Source organism: Acinetobacter sp. NIPH 1852 (assembly GCF_022549455.1).
Taxonomy (GTDB): Bacteria; Pseudomonadota; Gammaproteobacteria; order Pseudomonadales; family Moraxellaceae; genus Acinetobacter.
Map to the genome: position 1 here is coordinate 18617 of NZ_JAKZGG010000017.1, position 21120 is coordinate 39736.

At 41.2% G+C, this 21120-nt stretch carries 15 protein-coding genes; 9 read left to right on the forward strand and 6 right to left on the reverse strand.

Translation table 11 applies throughout. The features are described from left to right. Positions 1-9: 9 nt before the first annotated feature. Together pta and MMO38_RS13030 are read left to right on the forward strand one after the other, a co-directional pair. The gene (gene pta, locus MMO38_RS13025; protein WP_241323806.1) at positions 10-2148 is read left to right on the forward strand and encodes a phosphate acetyltransferase; all 2139 of its coding nucleotides are present in this window, start codon (positions 10-12) and stop codon (positions 2146-2148) included. Between the two features lie 18 nt (positions 2149-2166). Continuing rightward, positions 2167-3474, forward strand: a complete 1308-nt coding sequence (locus tag MMO38_RS13030) for an MFS transporter (RefSeq protein WP_241323807.1) — start codon at positions 2167-2169, stop codon at positions 3472-3474. Between the two features lie 106 nt (positions 3475-3580). Here the strand turns inward: MMO38_RS13030 and MMO38_RS13035 are convergent, their stop codons facing one another. Together MMO38_RS13035 and MMO38_RS13040 are read right to left on the reverse strand one after the other, a co-directional pair. Further along, positions 3581-4186: a class I SAM-dependent methyltransferase gene (locus MMO38_RS13035; protein ID WP_241323808.1), complete on the reverse strand. Its 606-nt coding sequence runs from the start codon at positions 4184-4186 to the stop codon at positions 3581-3583. Between the two features lie 24 nt (positions 4187-4210). After that, positions 4211-5116, reverse strand: a complete 906-nt coding sequence (locus MMO38_RS13040; protein ID WP_241323809.1) for a DMT family transporter — start codon at positions 5114-5116, stop codon at positions 4211-4213. A 176-nt stretch (positions 5117-5292) separates the two neighbouring features. On the opposite strand from MMO38_RS13040, the gene MMO38_RS13045 reads away from it, so the two are divergent. The 3 genes from MMO38_RS13045 (at position 5293) to MMO38_RS13055 (ending at position 9296) form a co-directional block, all read left to right on the forward strand. After that, positions 5293-6159 carry an AraC family transcriptional regulator gene (locus MMO38_RS13045; RefSeq protein WP_241323810.1) on the forward strand — a complete coding sequence of 289 codons (867 nt, stop codon included), beginning with the start codon at positions 5293-5295 and terminating at the stop codon, positions 6157-6159. Between the two features lie 203 nt (positions 6160-6362). Then, positions 6363-7889 (forward strand): fumarate hydratase, encoded by a 1527-nt coding sequence (locus tag MMO38_RS13050; protein ID WP_241323811.1) that lies wholly within the window; start codon positions 6363-6365, stop codon positions 7887-7889. Positions 7890-8039: 150 nt separating this feature from the next. Then, positions 8040-9296, forward strand: coding sequence for a carbohydrate porin (locus MMO38_RS13055; protein ID WP_241323812.1), 1257 nt, complete (start codon positions 8040-8042; stop codon positions 9294-9296). Between the two features lie 64 nt (positions 9297-9360). Here MMO38_RS13055 and MMO38_RS13060 read toward each other — a convergent pair whose 3' ends face one another. The 4 genes from MMO38_RS13060 to tig all read right to left on the reverse strand — a co-directional run bounded on the left by MMO38_RS13060 (position 9361) and on the right by tig (position 13723). Then, positions 9361-10077: a DUF2846 domain-containing protein gene (locus MMO38_RS13060; protein ID WP_004672892.1), complete on the reverse strand. Its 717-nt coding sequence runs from the start codon at positions 10075-10077 to the stop codon at positions 9361-9363. Between the two features lie 161 nt (positions 10078-10238). Continuing rightward, positions 10239-11549 carry an ATP-dependent protease ATP-binding subunit ClpX gene (gene clpX / locus MMO38_RS13065; RefSeq protein WP_004672894.1) on the reverse strand — a complete coding sequence of 437 codons (1311 nt, stop codon included), beginning with the start codon at positions 11547-11549 and terminating at the stop codon, positions 10239-10241. Positions 11550-11579: 30 nt separating this feature from the next. Beyond that, entirely contained in the window at positions 11580-12185 is a 606-nt protein-coding gene (gene clpP / locus MMO38_RS13070; RefSeq protein ID WP_004672895.1) for an ATP-dependent Clp endopeptidase proteolytic subunit ClpP, read from the reverse strand. Positions 12186-12391: 206 nt separating this feature from the next. Next, positions 12392-13723: a trigger factor gene (gene tig / locus MMO38_RS13075; protein WP_241323813.1), complete on the reverse strand. Its 1332-nt coding sequence runs from the start codon at positions 13721-13723 to the stop codon at positions 12392-12394. Positions 13724-13988: 265 nt separating this feature from the next. Here tig and MMO38_RS13080 point away from each other — a divergent pair, with 265 nt between their 5' ends. From MMO38_RS13080 to MMO38_RS13095, 4 genes are all read left to right on the forward strand, one after another. Further along, complete coding sequence (locus MMO38_RS13080) at positions 13989-16322, forward strand: TonB-dependent receptor (protein WP_241323814.1); 2334 nt, start codon at positions 13989-13991, stop codon at positions 16320-16322. A gap of 429 nt (positions 16323-16751) precedes the next feature. After that, entirely contained in the window at positions 16752-19004 is a 2253-nt protein-coding gene (locus MMO38_RS13085) for a catecholate siderophore receptor Fiu (RefSeq protein ID WP_241323815.1), read from the forward strand. Positions 19005-19101: 97 nt separating this feature from the next. Beyond that, on the forward strand, positions 19102-19785 hold the full coding sequence (locus tag MMO38_RS13090) for a Fe2+-dependent dioxygenase (RefSeq protein ID WP_241323816.1): 684 nt from the start codon (positions 19102-19104) through the stop codon (positions 19783-19785). After that, positions 19785-20885: an alpha-hydroxy acid oxidase gene (locus MMO38_RS13095; RefSeq protein ID WP_241323817.1), complete on the forward strand. Its 1101-nt coding sequence runs from the start codon at positions 19785-19787 to the stop codon at positions 20883-20885. Before MMO38_RS13090 ends, MMO38_RS13095 begins: the two co-directional genes overlap by 1 nt. Positions 20886-21120 lie beyond the last annotated feature (235 nt).

Sequence of the window (21120 nt, forward strand, 5' to 3'; positions counted from 1 at the left end):
AAGGTCATTATGAATACGATTTTACTTATTCCCACAGGTGAAGGTGTTGGTTTAACCTCTGCTTGTTTAGGCATGATTTACGCACTGGACTGTAAAGGGATCAATGCGGGTTTCTTAAAACCATTTTCTCAAATCGCAGATGTAACCGTTGATCGCACCACAACTTTATATCGTCATTTATTCCAGCATCATGCTGTAGAGCCGATAACCTATGATCGTTTAACCCAACTCATCGCACTCGGTGAAACAGATGAGTTGTTGGAAGAAGCCGTTGCACTGCATCGCCAAATTGCGGCTGATCATGATGTGATTATTGTGGAAGGTCTTGTGCCAAATGGACAAGATCACTTCGCCATCGAAGTCAATGCCGCATTAGCACAAGCATTTGATGCTCAAGTGGTGTTGGTCAGTACCGCAGATTTAGCTGATCCGCGCAAAACGGCAGAACGAATAGATGCCCACTTACGTCAATTCGGCGGCGCAGCATCGACACGAACAACGGGCGTATTATTTATGCGTACCAAAGGACTGCCTGAAAGCACAGCAGCAATCCCAGTGACCCTTGATCCAAGTTTACGCTTAGATCAAAAAATAGCTGATTTTTCCTTAGAACTTCAACACTACAATCGTTTTATCGGCACAGAAGCATTGCCGATTATCGGCTTAGTTCCTTTTAGTAACATTCTCAGCGTGCCACGAAGTTTAGATATTGCTGAAATCGTCAACGGCACATGGTTACATCAAGGTGACGCCAAACATCGCCGCATACTGCATACCAGTTTAATTGCGTCCAACATTGAATCTGAATTACACAAATTTGTAGCAGGCGAGCTTATTATTAGCGCGTCGCAACGTACCGATACTTTGCTTGCTGCAAGCCTTGCTAGTAGTAACGGCACACCATTGGCGGGTTTAGTGCTCACCGAGAAATCTCCACCCTCCGAAAATGTATTAGAATTCTGTCAAAGTGCGATTAAACAAGGTTTACCTGTTTTACATACCCCACTTACGACATTGGAGGCACTGAAAAAGCTCAGCCGTTTTGGTAATGAAATTCCAATTGATGATACCGAACGAGCGGAACAAGTCACCCGATTTGTTTCCAGTCATATTGATAGCCAATGGCTTGATCAACATACGCAACATAATTTGCATCCACGCTTATCTCCTTCCGCATTCCGTTACGAATTAGTGCAAAAATCCATTGCAGCCAAAAAACGTATTGTTTTACCTGAAGGTGACGAACCTCGCACCGTCCAAGCAGCTGCCATTTGTCAGGCACGTGGCATTGCACAGTGTGTGTTATTGGCCAAACCAGAATCGGTGGCAGAAGTTGCGAAAGCCCGCGGAATTCAACTTCCTGAAGATTTGCAGATCATTGACCCAGATAGTATCCGCGAACAATATATCGAACCAATGGTCGAGTTACGTAAAGGAAAATTGGATGCACTCCAAGCGATCGCCCAACTCCAAGACACAGTTGTACTCGGCACGATGATGTTGGCATTGGATGAAGTGGATGGGTTGGTTTCAGGTGCGATTCATACCACGGCGAATACGGTTCGCCCTGCATTTCAACTCATTAAAGCAGCACCGAACTACTCATTGGTATCTTCCATCTTCTTTATGCTGTTACCTGATGAAGTCTTTGTTTATGGTGACTGTGCGATCAATCCCGACCCAACGGCAGAACAACTGGCTGAAATTGCGATTCAATCTGCCGACTCTGCCAAAGCGTTTGGGATTGATCCAAGAATTGCCATGATTAGCTATTCAACAGGAACTTCTGGTACAGGTGCCGATGTAGATAAAGTCCGTCAAGCCACCGAAATAGCGCAACAACGTCGACCAGACTTACTGATTGATGGACCTCTACAATATGATGCTGCTTCAGTTGAAAGTGTGGGCCGTCAAAAAGCGCCTGATTCACAAGTGGCAGGGCGTGCCAATGTGTTTATTTTCCCTGATTTAAATACAGGTAATACCACCTATAAAGCAGTGCAACGTGCTGCCAATGTGGTCAGTGTCGGTCCAATGTTGCAGGGCTTGAATAAACCAGTCAATGACTTATCTCGTGGTGCATTAGTTGATGATATTGTGTTTACAATTGCGTTAACGGCGATTCAAGCGGTGCAGGATGAAGCTTAGTCAAGGAGTATAATAAACTTGACACAATGCTCCTTTGCAAAAAGTTTTTATATTGTCCAATTTTCTGCAATTCTGAATAGTATTGCTTCGCGCTGTATACATTTAGCCCTTGCATGGTGGGTTCTTTCAATAACCCACCATGCAACCGCATTTGCTGTCTTTGTTGCTATAGGCACAGCAGCAGATATCTTAGCGCGTGGATTATTCGGATCACTCGGTGATACCTATAATAAAAAACGACTGATTTCTTTGTGTTATTGGATGAGTCTAATCTCGGCAATCGTCATCGCATTCCTTGCGACCATGCAGATATATTTGGCAATTGTACTTTTTATTTGCCAGATTTTAGGTGGTTTAGCCATTGGTATTCGTGAACCATTGCAAAGCAGTATTGTTTCATTTCAAGTTAGCAAAGAACAACTTTCCAGTGCGATTCAATGGCGATCAGCAGCAATGACGATTGTAACTTTTTGCTCACCCATGATTGGCACAGGATTAATTTCCCTCATCGGCGCGCACAATACGATTTGGTGTAGTGTGGGACTGATTATTCTATCCATCATCTTATTGAATTTCGCCAAATACTCAAATGTCGCTTCAGAAGAAAATTCCATCCCCAAACGTCCTAAATGGTACAGCGGGTTTTCTGCAATCAAACAACTCCCACCTGAAATCAGTTTAATTAAAATCACTTTCTTCATAAATTTCGGGCTATTTCCTTTTTTCAGCGTGGTTCTACCCGCTTACTTTTATCAAAATTACAGTAAAAGTCCGTGGTTATTTGGAATAGCTGAAACATTTTTTGCAATCGGCATGTTTCTTGGTGCAACAAAAATTGGCACACTCGCCAACTCTTTCTTTGGTCGAGCAACAACCACGTATTCTGGGTATTTAGCTTTAAGCCTAGGCATTTTTATATCTGCACTGATGTGCCAAGTTTTATCCGTTTTTCACTTCGGCTATTTTAGCGTGATGTGTTTTGGTATGTGCCTAGCGGGTTGTGGGTTAATGGTCGCCGTCACCAATACTGGTTTTATGCGCAGCGCAGCAGTACCACATCATTTTCTTAATAGAATCAGTGCATCATCGACATTTGGTACAGGTGTCGCAAACCCGCTAGGTGTTGTGGTTTCAGGTATTTTCATCACTGCTTTTGGTATATATGCGACATTGATTTTACTCAGCCTCATTCTAGTTATCGCATCATTACTCTCCTTTCTGAGCGTAAATCTCCGTCAGGTATTATCTTTACCTGATAATGAAATTCATGGTGCTTATTCGCGTATCTACCCGAAGGCATTTTCTAAAGATATCAGTATGACTTAGATCAATGATATTGCGTTAACGGCGATTCAAGCAGAATAACACCACCAAACCCAAATTACCGCTTTGATTAAAACAGCTATTTATCTCAATAAATAGCTGTTTTAATCTAGATAAACCGCGCCAACCAAACCGTATGTCCTGCACACTCGGGATCTTCCGCTACCATCCTGATCACTTCAAATCCATGTCTTTCCAATAAAGCACGATATTCATCAGCGGCTAAACTGGCATGGTACAACGGCTCGCCAAACATCTCGCCGATTGCCTCTCCATGTGCAGGTCCACTGGTAAACATTAAAACTGTTCCCGTACTGGCATGATGCGCAAAAGATGCAAACATGTTTCTTTGATCATCGTGTGTGAGATGAAAAAAACTATCCCAAGCCAAAATCCCCTGAAACTTATGATCAACGTTAAAATGACGAAAATCTTGCTGTATCCATCGTTGCTCAGGAAAATTTGATTGTGCCATTTCAATCATTGCATCTGAGGCATCTACCCCTGTGATCTGATGCCCATGTTCAATCAAGTATGCCGCGATGGGTTTGGCAGAGCCGCAACCCAAATCCAAAAGATGAGAATTGACTGGAATCAAAGCAAGAAATTGATCTAGCCATGTTTTTTCATATAAATGGTTGCCTCGATGCTCCGTCCAAGCACGGCCATGTTTTTTATAAATATTAATAATGTTTTTTGCCAAATCTGCTTGCATCACTACACTCCCGTTCAGCCTGAGCTAAGCCTGCTTTGAAGTAGGCAACACGCTTGTCCGTGGGCCTTTAATAAAGAAAATCGCATTGCCACATAGAATCAAAATCACGCCAATCACGGCATTGATATGCCATTGATAACCTTCCCATATTGTTGATATGACCATAGCCACCAAAGGAAATAGCAATGTACTATATGCTGCCTTTCCTGCACCAATACGTCCAATCAAATAAAAGTAAGCCGTAAATCCAATCACAGAACCAAACACTGCTAAATAGAGTAAAGCTGTGATTGCGCTCAATTGCATACTTGGGAAGAAGTTATCTTGCTTAAAGCCCGAAATCAATGCCATTAATATCGCACCATAGAGCATGCCATAAGCATTGGTGGTGAAGATATCCAAACCCTGCTTTTGATGTCGAGTACTGATCATATTCCCCAGAGAGAAACCATAAGTGCCTAATACACACAACCCAATCCCCATCAGGGTATTACGATTTAAGTCAGCTCCAATCACATCATGCCAAAATAGAGCAATGATGCCGAGCAAGCCCAACAAAGCAGCGGGATAAAAACGTGCTGAAACCTGTTGAGCAAAGAACAGTTTTGCGTTGATTACATTAAAGATCATCGCCATAGAAAAAATAACAGCTTCTAAACCACTGCTAATATATTGAACCGCGTAATAAAAGCAAACGAAATTCAAGCCAAAAACGCATAAGCCTTGTAGTAAACAGAACAAGTGATCTGTACGATTTAGCTTTTGCAGTTTTCTACTCAAGATGACAAAAACAAATAATATCATCGCAGAAATAAAGAAACGCCAAAACACGGCAACATTGGCTGCGATGCCACTTTGCTGTTGTAAGCTAATCGCAATCCATGTTGTACCCCAGATCATCACAACCGAAGCATATAACAGCGCATTCATATTTTCTAAACCCAAAATCATTTGCACTATTTTGCTTGGTCTTAGATCACGATAGCTTGCATCATCTTGCGTTCACTATCACCAACTTGCGGTTTTCTATTTCTTCTCTTGCATCGATAACAATTATGTATTAAAAATCGCTACACTAGTCACATATCTAAAGCTTTGAGTAGAAGATGAAATATCAGATTCTAGATCAATTACAACAATATAAAGCCCAATTACTCGACTCGGTAGAGTTGGGTTCAGGCATGCAATTGGCAATGTGGCAAAACAACCAAGATCGTGTCAATGTCTGTAGTAACCATCACACTTTAAGTATGTATATTCAAGGCGGCTATCAGAGTTATCAGAAGACCGCTCAAGGTTGGCACAATGGCGGCGGGCCAGATCGTATGTGCCTCATGCCACAAGATTTTGACTCAACATGGGATCTGCGTGATTCACTCACATTTGTGCATCTTTATTATACTCAACAGCATTTACAACGCGTGGCTGAACAAGTCTGGGATCGTGAGCCGAGTCAAATCACGCTCAACCCACAAGTGTTTGTATCTGACCCACACATCTCGATGATTTACCGACACTTCCTACTTAACGGGGCATGGGGTAATCACGAAAACCATTTACAAATGAGCACCGCAACCACGCTATTACTCAACCATCTCATTAAAAATTATAGCCACACACAATGGCAAGTACCTGTGGTAAAAGGAGGCTTATCACCATATGTGCTAAAGCAACTTTTAGAATGGATCGATCAGCATTTATATCTCAGCCTCACACTGTCTGATTTGGCGCAACAAACGCAACTCAGTGAATATCATTTTGCACATATGTTTAAACAATCCATGCAGATGCCACCGCATCAATATGTGATGCAACGTCGCCTAGAACTGGCGCATCAAGCCCTACAGACCACCCGCTTAAATCTCACCGAAATTTCTGCGCAATATGGCTTTAGTTCAAGTAGTCATTTTAGTAATCGCTTTAAGAAATATTTCGGCTACTCACCTTCTCAAATGAGAATCAAATCAGGTTAATTTATTTTACCAATTAACGACTTTTAGGCTACTTTAGCCACTTTGTGTTTCTTGCATAGACAGGTAAGTAAAGAATTTATCAAAAAGTCGAATATTCAGCCCCTTCGACCTTTAGCCAAATGCACGCTAAAACTCCCACAATGCAGACTTTTTGTCATATAATTTAGCCCGCCAGCTAATCGCCCGCTCAAGAGAAATTTGATATGACAACGATCATCAAACAAGATGACTTGATTACATCAATCAAGGATGCCCTACAGTTTATTTCTTACTATCACCCACAAGACTTCATCCAAGCGATGAGCCGTGCTTATGATCGTGAAGAAAACCAAGCTGCAAAAGATGCAATTGCCCAGATCCTCATCAACTCACGTATGTGTGCTGAAGGCCATCGACCAATCTGTCAAGATACAGGGATTGTCAATGTTTTCCTTGAAGTGGGTTTAGATGTTAAATTTGATTTAAGCATAAGCTTAGATGATGCGATCAATGAAGGTGTACGCCAAGGTTACTTAGAGAACTCAAACGTTCTCCGTGCCTCTGTTTTGGCTGATCCTGCTTTTGGTCGTAAGAATACTAAAGACAACACCCCTGCTGTGATCCACTACAAACTCGTACCGGGTAACAAAGTGGATATTACCGTTGCTGCGAAAGGTGGCGGTTCAGAAAACAAATCAAAACTCGCAATGCTCAACCCATCTGATTCAATCGTAGATTGGGTACTTAAAACCGTCCCAACCATGGGTGCAGGCTGGTGTCCACCGGGTATGCTCGGTATCGGTATCGGTGGTACTGCTGAAAAAGCCATGATGCTTGCAAAAGAAGCGCTCATGGAAGAAATCAACATGGACGAATTACTTCGTCGTGGTCCACAAAACAAGATGGAAGAACTCCGCATTGAGATCTTCGAGAAAGTGAATGCACTTGGTATTGGTGCACAAGGTCTTGGTGGTTTGACCACAGTTCTTGATATTAAAATCAAAGACTATCCATGCCACGCTGCAGGTAAGCCAGTCGGTATGATTCCGAACTGTGCGGCAACACGTCACGCGCACTTCCAACTTGATGGTACTGGTGTTGCACATATCCAAGCACCGAAACTTGAAGACTATCCTGCTGTCACTTGGGATTCTTCAAAATCAACACGTGTAAATCTGGATACCATTACCCAAGAAGAGATGAATGCTTGGAAGCCAGGCGATACTTTATTGTTAAACGGTACGATTTATACAGGTCGTGATGCTGCCCACAAGCGCATGGTTGACATGTTGAACAATGGTGAAGAGCTGCCTGTTGATTTAAAAGGTAAGTTTATTTACTACGTGGGTCCAGTCGATCCAGTGGGTGATGAAGTGGTTGGTCCTGCTGGTCCGACAACTGCAACCCGTATGGACAAGTTTACCCGTCAAGTGCTAGAAGCAACTGGCTTATTCGGTATGATCGGAAAAGCGGACCGTGGTCCAGCTGCGATTGAAGCGATCAAAGACAATCAAGCAACTTACTTGATGGCCGTTGGTGGTGCAGCGTATCTCGTATCGAAAGCGGTACGTGAAGCTGAAGTGGTTGCATTTGCTGACTTGGGTATGGAAGCGATCTATAAGTTTGTGGTTGAAGATATGCCTGTTTCTGTCGCCGTTGATGTGAATGGTACATCGATCCACGCGACTGCACCAAAAATCTGGCAAGCAAAAATTGGAAAAATCCCAGTGGTTGATGCTGCACAAGCTTAAGCCACCATGTATAACCATTAAATATAAGTGGTATTCACTTTATAGGCATTGAGGTCATCCTCAATGCCTTTTTTAATGTTTGATATTTGAAAATACGACAAAAACTCCATTACACTGCTTAAACATCAAAAAAGGAGAACTCTCAATATTATGCTTTATCAAAGATTTTTACTTTTATCTTCACTTGCTATTTGCTCTAGCAGCTATGCTCATACTGAACCTGACTTACAGCAACAAATAAACAGCCTAAAACAACAACTTGCTGCACTCGAAACCAAACTACACCAACAACAAACCAAAGCATTAGACGAACAAGCTGAGACCACTCGCACTGAAGCAAAAAAAAGTAAAGTCGATGTTGGCGGTGCAGTTCGTGCCAATTTAGGCATTAACTCATACGAAAAAGGTAACAAAGACCGTCATGGCGATTTTGACTTCGATATGATCGCACTCAAATTTAATGGCAATGTCGATGACATTCTACTCGGTGCAGAACTGCGTTTTTATGACTACATGACAACCGTCAAATATGCTTGGCTAGGTTATGAGTTCATGCCTAATTGGGAAATTAAAGCTGGGATCACACCTGTCCGCTTTGGTAATCAACCTTATAATTCTCATAGCTACTATTTCAGTCCAAACTATTATATTGGCTTAGAAGATGACTTTGACCTTGGAATCCTCGTTTCACGCCAAATGAAAGATAATTGGCGACTCGATTTAGGTTTTTATAAAAATGATGAATTAGGGGGCGTTGACGGTTATGTCGATGATCGCAGTAAACGCTACTCATATGATGTTGTTGGCATAAGGGCTAAAGGTGAAGATATTTATGCCGAACCAACGCAAAAAATTGGTGAATACAATACGCTTTCTGGGCGATTAGGTTATCAATTTGATCTCGGCGGGATCTCCAGTGAAATTGGAACATCTGCACTTTATGGTGGATTGCATGATAACCAAAAACGCGTCGGAAACTACCATGCATGGGCAGTTCATCTCAATAGTAATTATCAACGCTGGAACGTTCAATTACAACACAGCCAATATGACTACAGTGTCAACAACAATGCGGATCGTATGATTGTTGGCGCATATGGCTTCTATGATTCTATTGCAGCACAAGCCAAATCATTAAGTGCCAATGTTGCCTATACACTACCCGTTTCTTTAGGTCCGATTTCACAACTGCAATTTTATAATGATTACGGCATGATTTATGACAAATCTGACAATAGCCGTGACACCTTTATGAACACCACGGGTGTTGCTGTTTCTGCAGGAAATTTCTTTAGTTACGTTGATTTTGTCAATGCAAAAAATCAACCTTTTATTGGGGGAAGCGTTGCAGGCGATAGCTCTAAAACTGAACAACGCTTTAATATTAATCTAGGCTATTATTTCTAAGTCTTAAACTTTTGCAGAAGGCACAATCAAATTGTGCTTTCCTGCATAGATGATTATAACCACATTACCAAGTCAAAGGATTCCATAACTTAAATGGTTTGACCAAATGTACCTCTGATTTTGCATCATATTTTTCAGGTTTAAGCTCTTGAGGCTTAGAACGGATCTTGCCAGATTCATCCTGTGCCACAAAATTATAGCTTGATGATTTTAAGCGTGTAAATGCAATTTCTTGACGAGCGACTTTTTCAGGCGTTGGCATAAATGGACCACTCGGCTCACTTCGAGAAATTTTATTTTCTTCATCATATTTAATAAAATAAGTTTGCTCAGCATCAACGCTAAAATCGATATATTTCGGTTTTTGGAAATGTAATCCAACCAAAGGACGGCTTACGCTTAATCTGTAAGTGCCTGCTGGTAATTCTAGCCAATAATAATGATTGTGCAACAAACTTGGAATACGATGTCCATTGATAAATAAATTTGCAGCAGCGATTTCCTGACGATTCCATCGCGTATCTGGACGATAGAGATAGACTACAGCGGCTTGCTGATTTTGTGGCTTGATCGGTGAGAAATGTTGCCCTAACTTTTGATTGACCCAACCACCTACAGTGAAGCCACCGACGTGATATTGATCAAATAAACCGGGTTCTTTTTCAGTATCAACAGGTGGTAGCGTTGCGGTCAGTGCTGTTGGATTCTGTTCAACTGCCTTATGACTTTGACAGCCAGCCAATACCCCTGCACAACATAATGACAATATTAAATAACGCATGACATCCCTCAAGGCGTTTTCTTGGATTTATTTTTAACTGCGCAACACTATGCGGTTTTTTCAATTTTTAAGATTAACACCTCAATGCCCAATTGCAAATAAAAAAAGCATGAAAAGCGAGGCCTTTCATGCTTTTTTAGATAAACGATAGATCTGTGGCGTTAAGCCGATTTAGAATCTATCACTTTTAAATCTTTCTTTTCACTGACTTCAGACTTCGTCACTTGCGGTAAACGTTCTGCTTTAAATGTCGGTTTGGCTGTACCATTAATCACAGCTTCATCAACAATCACAGTGCCCACATCTGTACGACTTGGCAAATCATACATGGTTTCGAGCAGTACATTTTCTAAAATAGAACGTAGACCGCGCGCGCCTGTATTACGCTCAAGTGCTTTTTTCGCCACAGCGCGTAATGCAGACTCATCAAAGACTAAGTCTACATCTTCCATCGTGAACAAATGTTGGTATTGACGTGTTAACGCATTTTTAGGTTCTGTCAAAATCTGCATAAGTGCATCCTCATCCAGTTCCTCTAAAGTTGCGATCACAGGCAAACGACCAATAAACTCAGGAATCAACCCAAACTTCACAAGATCATTTGCTTCCACCTGACGGAATAATTCTGATACTTTCTTCCGATCATCTTTATTCTTCACATCAGCAGTGAAACCAATACCGCCCTTTTCTTGACGTTGTTGGACGATTTTTTCCAAGCCTGAAAAAGCACCACCACAAATAAACAAAATATTGGCAGTATCAATTTGGATAAATTCTTGCTGAGGATGCTTACGACCACCTTGAGGCGGAATAGAAGCAACAGTCCCTTCAATCATTTTCAGTAATGCTTGTTGTACACCTTCACCCGATACATCACGAGTAATAGACGGATTTTCAGATTTACGCGTAATCTTATCGATTTCATCAATGTAGATAATACCTTTTTGGGCTTTCTCTACATCATAATCCGCTTTTTGCAATAACTTCTGCACAATGTTTTCTACATCTTCACCGACATAGCCAGCTTCGGTGAGTGTCGTCGCATCTGCCATAGCAAAAGGAACATCGAGTAAACGAGCAAGTGTTTGCGCAAGTAAAGTTTTACCCGAACCTGTTGGTCCGATCAGCAAAATATTACTTTTTGCAATTTCAACTTCTTGATCGGTATGACCAGACTGCCCCACTTTCAAGCGTTTATAATGGTTATACACCGCTACAGATAAGGTTTTCTTTGCAATATCTTGTCCAATAACATACTGATCTAAGGCAGCACGTATTTCATGTGGCTTAGGCAATGCTTTGCTTGCCCAATCCCCAGCTTCGACCTGTTGACTGGTTTGTACCAAGTCCAAGCAGACATCCACACACTCATTACAAATATATGCGTCCTCACCTGCAATCAGTTTCCCGACTTCAGACTGCGTTTTACCGCAAAATGAACAATGTTTTTGTCCTTGAGGATGTTCGGACATATTTACTCCAATTCTTGAATCTTTAGAAAATTACGGGCGCTTACTTAATACTTGATCAACTAAACCATATTCTTTAGCGGCATTGGCAGTCATGAAATTATCACGATCTGTATCACGCGCAACTGTTTCATAGTCTTGACCACTATGCTCGGCCATTAAACGGTTCAGGCGTTCTTTGATAAAGAGTATTTCACGTGCATGAATCTCAATATCTGACGCTTGACCACGGAAACCACCTAAAGGTTGGTGAATCATCACACGCGCATTTTCAAGACAGTAACGCTTTCCTTTGGCACCCGCATTTAACAGGAATGCACCCATCGACGCAGCTTGACCCATACAGTAAGTCACCACATCAGGTTTGATAAACTGCATGGTGTCATAAATCGCCATACCCGCAGTGACAGATCCGCCAGGTGAGTTGATATATAGATGAATATCTTTTTCAGGATTTTCAGCTTCTAAAAACAACATTTGCGCAACGATTAAGTTGGCCATGTTGTCTTCCACTTCACCCGTCAAGAAAATCACACGCTCGCGTAGGAGACGTGAAAAAATATCAAATGAGCGCTCACCACGAGATGACTGCTCGACGACTACAGGAACTAAAGCATTATCAATTGTTGGAACATACATACGTTTACTTATTCCTAAATTATTGTGACACGATCTATGCCAACAATATGAGGGATAATCGATGAAATTGCAAAAGGTTCAATCTGAAATATTCGATTATTTAGACTAAAATCTGGCAATTTTTTAACAAATTAACACTTTCATAACATAGACAAAGACAGATAAAAAAAGGCGCTTACGCGCCTTTCTTCTCAACTTTTGAAAGATTAGCCACGGCGAGCTTGTTGCTCTTTCAGTAAGTCTTCATAGCTTACAGCAACTTCATTTACTTTAGCAGCAGCTAAAATATGATCAACCACTTGGTCTTCTAAAACCACAGCTTCGATTTGAGCACGTTGCTGTTTGTCAGTTTTAAAGTATTCAACAACTTCAGTTGGATCTTCATAAGAAGAAGCCATGTCATCGATATAAGCTTCTACACGCGCTTGATCAACTTCAAGTTTCGCATCAGCCATTACTTTGCTAACCAACACACCAAGTTTAACTGATTTTTCAGCTTGTTCTTTGAACAACTCATCAGGAAGCATGCTGCTATCAAATGATTGCGCACCTTGAGCACCAAACTGTTGCGTAAACTGTTGGATCATTTGTTGACGTTGACGGTCAATTTCTTGAGCAACCATTGAAGCTGGTACATCGATTTCGTTTGCAGCCACAAGCGCATCAAATGCAGCTTGTTTAATTTGGTTGCGAAGACCGTTACGAACTTCACGATCCATATTCTTGCGAACATCAGCTTTTAACTTTTCTAAGCCTTCTTCTTCAGTCACACCAAAAATCTGTAAGAATTCAGCATCAATTTCAGGAAGCTTTGGTTTTTCAACTTGCTTCACTGTGATTTTGAATTGAGCAGCTTTACCAGCCAAGTTTTCAGCTTGGTAATCTTCAGGGAAAGTCACGTCAATCACTTTCTCTTCGCCTGCTTTCATGCCAACGATACCATCTTCGAAACCTGGGATCATACGACCTGAACCAAGTACCAGTTTAAAGTCTTCAGCCGTACCGCCTTCGAACTTCTCGCCATCAACAGTACCTTCAAAGTCGAAAGTCACTTGCATGTCTTTCTTCGCCATACCTTTGGTTACAGCCCAAGTTTGACGTTGTTTTTGCAAGTTTTCGATCATTGTATCAACGTCTTTATCGTTGATTTCAGATGATTTACGTTCAACTTCCAAGTCAGCAAAAGCTTTTACTTCTACTTCTGGATAAACTTCAACAGTTGCTTCATAAACTAAAGCATCGTCTTTGTTTTCAACTTTTTCAATGTTCGGCATACCGACAGCATTGATTTTTTCTTGTTGAATCGCTTCAAACACGGTGTCACGAATGATGTCATTCACAACTTCTTGATAAATGCCCGCACCATATTCACGGCGTACTACATTTAAAGGCACTTTACCTGGACGGAAGCCGTTGATCTTCACAGTTTTGGCAGTGCGCTGTAAGCGAGCTTCAAACTGCTCGTTAACACGGCTCGTCGGTACAGAAACATTTAAACGACGGGCAACGCCCGAAACCGCTTCAGTCGTTACTTGCATGGCTTCCTCGATATATAGTTAGTAATAACAATTTTTTAAAGTGCCACATTATATGACAACTTTTCAGATATACAAAATTAGATGATGAAAAAGTCACTTACTTTCATTTTTTTCTTTAATTAACGCCAATTTAACAGCTTTCTTAAATAAAACTTAAAACAATGTTTCTTTTTGTTGTTAATGATAAGTTTTATCATTATCATTACAGCATTTTTAATATTTATCATTCGCGTGATTTGTGTTTTTATTTAGGGATATTTCAGTTATGGCAAGTTTCAATCCTCACCCTCTCTCCGCTGCGTTACTCGCTCTTGCATCTAGCGCTACATATGCCAACAACAATGAACCAGCAACACACCAGTTATCAACAATCGTGGTTTCCGCAGCAGGTTATGAGCAAGATATTAAAAATGCGCCGGCATCGATTTCAGTAATTACCAAAGAACAATTAGAAAAAAAACCATATACCACGCTATTAGATGCTGTACGTGATCTTGAGGGTATCGATGTTGGGGAAACTCGAGATAAAACAGGACAAGGAACGATTTCTATCCGAGGTATGGGTGCAGATTACACCTTAATTTTAGTCAATGGACGTAAGCAAAATAACCACGGTGACATTTATCCAAATAGCTTTGGAGGAAACCAATTCAATCATATTCCCCCATTAGATGCGATTGAACGTATTGAGGTCATCCGTGGTCCTGCATCTACACTTTATGGCGCAGATGCCATGGGCGGGGTGATTAACATTATCACCAAAAAAGTCACCGATGTTTGGACAGGATCAGCAAGTATTGGCCGTACCCATCAAAGTAATGATGACTTCGGTAACGATACCACCGCAGACTTTAATATTATGGGACCCATCATCAAAGATGTTCTTGGATTATCGATTCGGGGCAGTATTTATGAACGTGATGCATCTACCCCTGAATTTACCTCAATCACAGATCCAGCAGGAAATACCCATTATCGTTCGCTCAGTTTTGGTGGTGGGGGGAAAACTGTAGATAACACCAATCATGCACTCGGTTTAAGCTTGAGCTGGAAACCAACAGATAATCAAAGCTTAGTATTCGATTACGATGCCTCTCGTCAAAAATATGACAATAATCCAGTAAAAGCACCTGACGGTACAACACAATTCCCTTTGGGGACTGTCGATAGTATTGAGACTATTTGGCGCACTCAAAAAGTCAATGGTGTGACAGTTGCTGCTCCACGTGCAGGATATATAAATGAACAAAAATTTGATCGTGATGCCTTTGCTTTGACCCATGAGGGAGACTGGAGTTGGGCAAAAAGTTTTGTCTCATTAGGTTATGTTGAAACCAATAACCAAGGCCGTACTCTGCCATTTACGGTTGCTGAGCGTAAGCAACTATTGGAAATGATCAACGGTACAGGTAGCTATGAAGGCCTATCACTAGATGAGCGTAAAGCAATTGCTGAATCCACCTTCCTGCCTCGTAAAAAACGAAGCTTAGAAAGCAATCAATGGACGCTAGATGCAAAACTCGATATACCATTTGAATTGGCAGGTGCTCACACAACTGTCCTTGGTACACAAATTTCTCGTGGCGAATTAATCGACGGGATCTTTGGAATGGAAAATGGTACGACCGACGGCAAACAAAAAAATAATATGTGGTCACTCTTTGTTGAAGACACTTGGAACATTTTTGCTCCTTTCGCTTTAACGACTGGTATTCGTTATGATAATCACGAAGTATTTGGCGATCAGTTTAGCCCGCGCATTTATGGTGTTTATACCTTTAATGATCAGTGGACTGTAAAAGGTGGCGTAAGTACCGGTTATAAACCACCTAAAACAACTCAGCTTTATAACGGTGTGGTTATGTTTGGCGCTCAAGGAACATCACCACAATTTGGTAACCCCGATTTAAAACCAGAAACCAGCGTGAGTTCTGAGTTGGCTGCATACTGGCAACACCCATCAGGTCACAGCTTTAATGCCACCATCTTTCACAATAAATTTGAAGATAAAATCGCATCACAGCCATGTGGAGCAAATACGACCGTAACCTGCTCTGGTACAGGAGAATATGCGGAACTGGGTTACAGTAACAGTAGCAAAACAGTCAATATTGATGAGGTGGTCATTCAAGGTGCTGAACTGGCGGCACGCTGGCAGTTAGTTGAAAATATTGCGGCTTTACGCGCCAACTATACCTACACGGACAGCGAGCAAAAAAGTGGGGCAGAAAAAGGACAACCTTTAGGTAATAGTGCAAAACACATGGCAAATATTGCCGCTGACTTCAATATCACGGATAAATTATCGACCTATGTTGCTTATGAAACGCATTCAAAACGTTTCCGCAATGTGGATACAAATGGTAATGAGCTTTACTATAAGCAATATGGTGTATTGAATTTAGGCGCAAGTTATAAAATCAATGAAATGTTTACCATCAATGGTCGTGTAAATAACCTATTGGATGAAGACTTTACATCTTATTCCACAACCTTTGCAGACAATGGTGATGGTACTTATACCCCAACGTATCAGGATCATTACAATAATAAGGATAAAGCACGCAACTTTTGGTTAAGTATCAACGCACGCTTCTAACAGATCTCATCTTTTTGGGACTCTATCTAAAAGTAGAGTTCCAAAAACAACTTTTTCTTCGTTAAATCCCACTAACTTTATTAAGAAGCTTAGTACTACTCCTAGTACACCCCAATAGCACAAATAATTATTAAAATTAAATAATCAATAAAAACAATAACCTATTTTCACCAATCATTATTATAAAAATATACAGCACAATGCATCGTTAATATCAATTTAAAAATATAAGTATAAATATCAAAACTTTAATAACACATACAGAAACAAGAACAAATAAAGACATTGATAACGATAATAATTATCATTAGACTTCGCACACATTGTTACATAGTTTAACAATTCATTCACTTTTACCGCATTATTTGTAAAAGTTTCACAAAGTTGCGAGTTCGGTCATTCACCACTTCAATTTCGGGGTTTCTCTCAATGGCAAAAATTAAAAGTCGTAAACACCTTGGTACTACACAGTTAGTTGCACTTGCTGCAAGCCTTCCTTTGACTGCACACGCAGCTACACCACAGGAAAACGTGACTAAACTTCCAACAATTGAAGTGAAAGCTGAAAACAGCTACAAAGCCGAAGCCATAAGTTCGCCAAAATACACCCAACCATTAGTTGATACGCCACAAACCATACAAGTCATCAAAAAAGAACTCTTACAAGAACAAGGTGCCTCGTCACTCATTGAAGCATTGCGTAATACCCCAGGAATCACGCTGCAAATGGGTGAAAATGGTAATACCAGCGCAGGTGACACATTCCAAATGCGTGGTTTCTCTACCCAAACTTCAACCTATGTTGATGGTGTCCGTGATCTTGGTGCGGTCAGCCGTGACGTATTTAACCTAGAACAAATCGAAGTGGTAAAAGGCCCATCAGGTGCTGAAGCGGGTCGTGGCTCTGCATCTGGTTATATCAATTTAGTCACTAAATTACCGAAAGCTGAAAATAGCAGTGAGGTTTCAGCACGTTATAACACGGCTGAAAATGTACGTTTAACTGCTGACATCAACCAAGCGATCAATGAAAGTGTAGCGATTCGCTTCAACGCTATGGGCCAAGATGGCGGCGTTGAAGGTCGTGATGTGGTTGAGAACAATGGTTGGGCTGTGGCTCCCTCTATTGTATTTGGTTTGAACACAGATACCCGTTTTTACTTATATTCACAACACATTCGCCAACGTAACACACCAGATGGTGGTATCCCAACCATTGGCATGAAAGGTTTCTATAATGCGGATGCTGAAATCAATAAAGCCCCTGCTGTAGATCGTTCAAACTATTATGGCAACGTCAATGACTATGAAGATATTGATGCAGATATGATCACAGCAAAAATCGAAAGTGATTTTGGTGAGAAAATTAAATTTACGAACACCACCCGTTATGGCAAATCACAGATGAATCGTGTTTTGACAGGCATTAATGCCATCAATAAAAATGGTTCAAGTGATCACAAAGACTGGAAGATTGCACGTTCACATCAAGGTATAGATCAAGAAAATAAAATCTTGGCTAATCTTTCAGCATTAAACTTTAACTTTAAAACAGGTGCAGTCGAACATGACCTCGTTGCGGGTTTAGAGTTTCTGCAAGAGCAGCAAATTTCTCGTACCTTAGCCACCCAAATACCAGGGCAAACGACTATAACCCCGCCACCTGCAAATTTATACAATCCAAATCGTCATGATGTCATGCCAAAACTGGTTTACACAGGGGCTTATAGTGATGGCGAAACTCAAACAGCCGCTGCATATTTGTTTGACACCATTAAATTATTGGATAACCGCTTACAGTTTAATGGTGGAGTTCGTGTGGATTATTACCATACCACCTATGATGCACTTGCTATTGCCGCAGCAACTGCGGTAGAAACCCCAACAGATTTAAAGGCTCATGACACATTAGTCAGTTGGAAACTGGGTAGCTTATTTAAACCAACAGAAAATAGCAGTGTTTATGCATCTTATGCCAAATCACTCACGCCTCCAGGAAGCGCAAACTTCAACCTATCTGATGCAACATCAGGAACTCAAGCCGCAAACAATCCTCGTGGTAAACCTCAAGAAACACATCACTACGAAATCGGTAGTAAATGGGATGTGTTGAAAAACACATTGGCGTTAACTGCAGCGGTATATCGCACTGAAAATGAAAATCAGTTTACGCAAGACCCGGTTACGCTTGAGTCGCTGCAAGAAGGAAAAACCAAAGTTGAAGGTGTAGAACTGGGTGTCGTTGGTCAAATTACCGATGCGTGGAACATTTCTGCGGGCGTTGCTCACATGAAAACCAAGCAAAAAAATCAACGAAGTGTCAATGCAAATACAGGTGTGATCACAACTACTGATTCTGTACGTTGGTCTCCTGACTGGACCGCTTCTTTATGGACGACTTATGACATTGCAGGCTTTAAAGTTGGTCTAGGTGCACGTTATGTCGATGAGCAAAAGCGTGTGATTACAGACAACCCAGCCCCAGCAAACATGCCAAAAGTTCCATCTTATGTGGTATTCGATGCAATGGCAGGTTATAGCATTAACAAAAATGCCTCTGTAAACCTCAATGTTTATAACCTTGCTGACAAAGAATATATCAGTGCATTAAACAATGGTGGTAGCCGTTTTGCTTTAGGTCAACCTCGTTCAGCGGCATTAACCTTTAACTATAAGTTCTAAATGATTTGTTGAGTCTTTTAAGATTTAATAAATAAACACAGCCTGCCAGAAAAGGTATAATTTTTGGCAGGCTGTTTCGTATCGAAAGGTTTAAAAAATGATGTTGCATATCCCTGAATTATTAAACAAGCAACAAGTCACTGAACTTCGTCAGCAGATGAAACAGCCAGAGCTTTGGGTCAACGGTGCTCAAAGTGCAGGCGTACAAGCTCAACAGACCAAAAACAACTTACAAGTCGACATTCAAAGTGATTTATACCCATCGATTAGTCAGTATGTATTAACGGCATTGCAACAAAATCTATTGCTTCGCTCTGCTGCGCTTCCTCAGCATATTTTAGTTCCCATGTTTAATTGCTATCAGCATCAAGGCAATTATGGCAATCATGTCGACAGCGCCATCCAATATTCATCTCAGACAGGCACTGCCATTCGTACCGATGTCTCGATTACCGTTTTTCTATCCGAACCTGATGAATATGAAGGTGGTGAGCTGATTGTAGAGGACACTTATGGCAGTCATGAAGTCAAACTGGATGCAGGTGATGCCATTTTATATCCGTCGACCAGCCTACACCGCGTTGAGCCAGTGACTCAGGGTAGTCGCATTGCCGCATTTACATGGATTCAAAGCATGGTCAGAGATGATTGGCAACGCAGCATGTTATTCAACTTGGATATGACCATTCTAAAACTCAGACAACAACTCGGGGATGCCGAAGAGGTTGTGGCTTTAACCCATCATTATCATAATTTATTGAGACAATGGGGAACATTATAATGCCTCAAAAACCACTTGCGCCTTTGACACAGATTCCGCCACAGCTCCAAACCATTGCAGATTACCAATTGCAGGCACAAAAGCATGTAGTAGAATCCACTTGGCACTATTTACAAGGTGGGGCTATGCACGAACTGAGCGTGCAGCAAAATCAATGTCAATTCCAAGATGTCCAACTGATTCCTCGTCATTTAAATGACTTCAAACACGGTCACACCCAACTCAATCTATTCGGTATCAACTACCCACATCCGATTTTTTTAGCACCGATTGGACATCAAGCACTGTTTCATCCTCAAGCAGAGCAAGCCACGGCACTTGCAGCCGAAGTGATGCAAAGCAATTTTGTACTCAGCACCTTAACCAACACTCACATGCAGGAACTTAACAAAGAGAATCCGTATAAATGGTTTCAATTGTATTGGCAAGGTGATCGAGAACACGCTTTAAACTTGATTGAAATGGCTAAGGTAAACAACTTTAAAGCCATTGTGATCACCATCGATGCGCCACATACCGGAATTCGAGATCGGGAACGTAAAATTGATTTTCAACTTCCAATAGACTTGCCCCACCCTCATCATCAAGCCCCACAACTGATTCAAACTTTAGCTGATCATCAGCATCCAATTTTTCAGGGGTTGATGAAATACGCACCAACATGGGATGATATCGCATGGTTGGTCAAGCAGACTAATTTGCCAGTGATACTGAAAGGTATCCTCCACCCTGCCGATGCTCAAAAAGCATTAGAGTATGGTGTCTCAGGTCTGATCGTGTCTAATCATGGTGGACGCGTATTAGATACCACCATCCCCCCCTTGATTGCACTTGAAAAGATTCGAGCTGTCGTTCCCACAGATTACCCCATTTTATTGGACGGTGGGATTCGTCGAGGTTCGGATGTGTTTAAAGCGATTGCTTTAGGTGCATCTGCGGTTTTGATTGGTCGTCCTTATATCTATGGCTTAGCAACCGCGGGGGCTTTAGGCGTTGCACATGTGATCAGAATTTTAAAAGAAGAATTCGAAATTAGCATGGCATTGATGGGAACAGCCACCATAAAAGACATTAACCAAGATTTTATTTATCGGAAATAGTAAAAATATCGGAAATTTTTTTCATTATTCTGCGATTCAATGCAAAAATAGGAAATTATTTTTGATTCATTCCAATTAAAATGCTTATACACCTTTGCAGTCGCTTGTATTTTCACCTAGACTGATTTTGATTAGATGATTAATATAGCTGCAAAACCAAATAACTGATTTGAATGGTAGATAATGAAAACAAATCACGGCGTTACCGATCCGTCATATACAAAACATCTCGCTG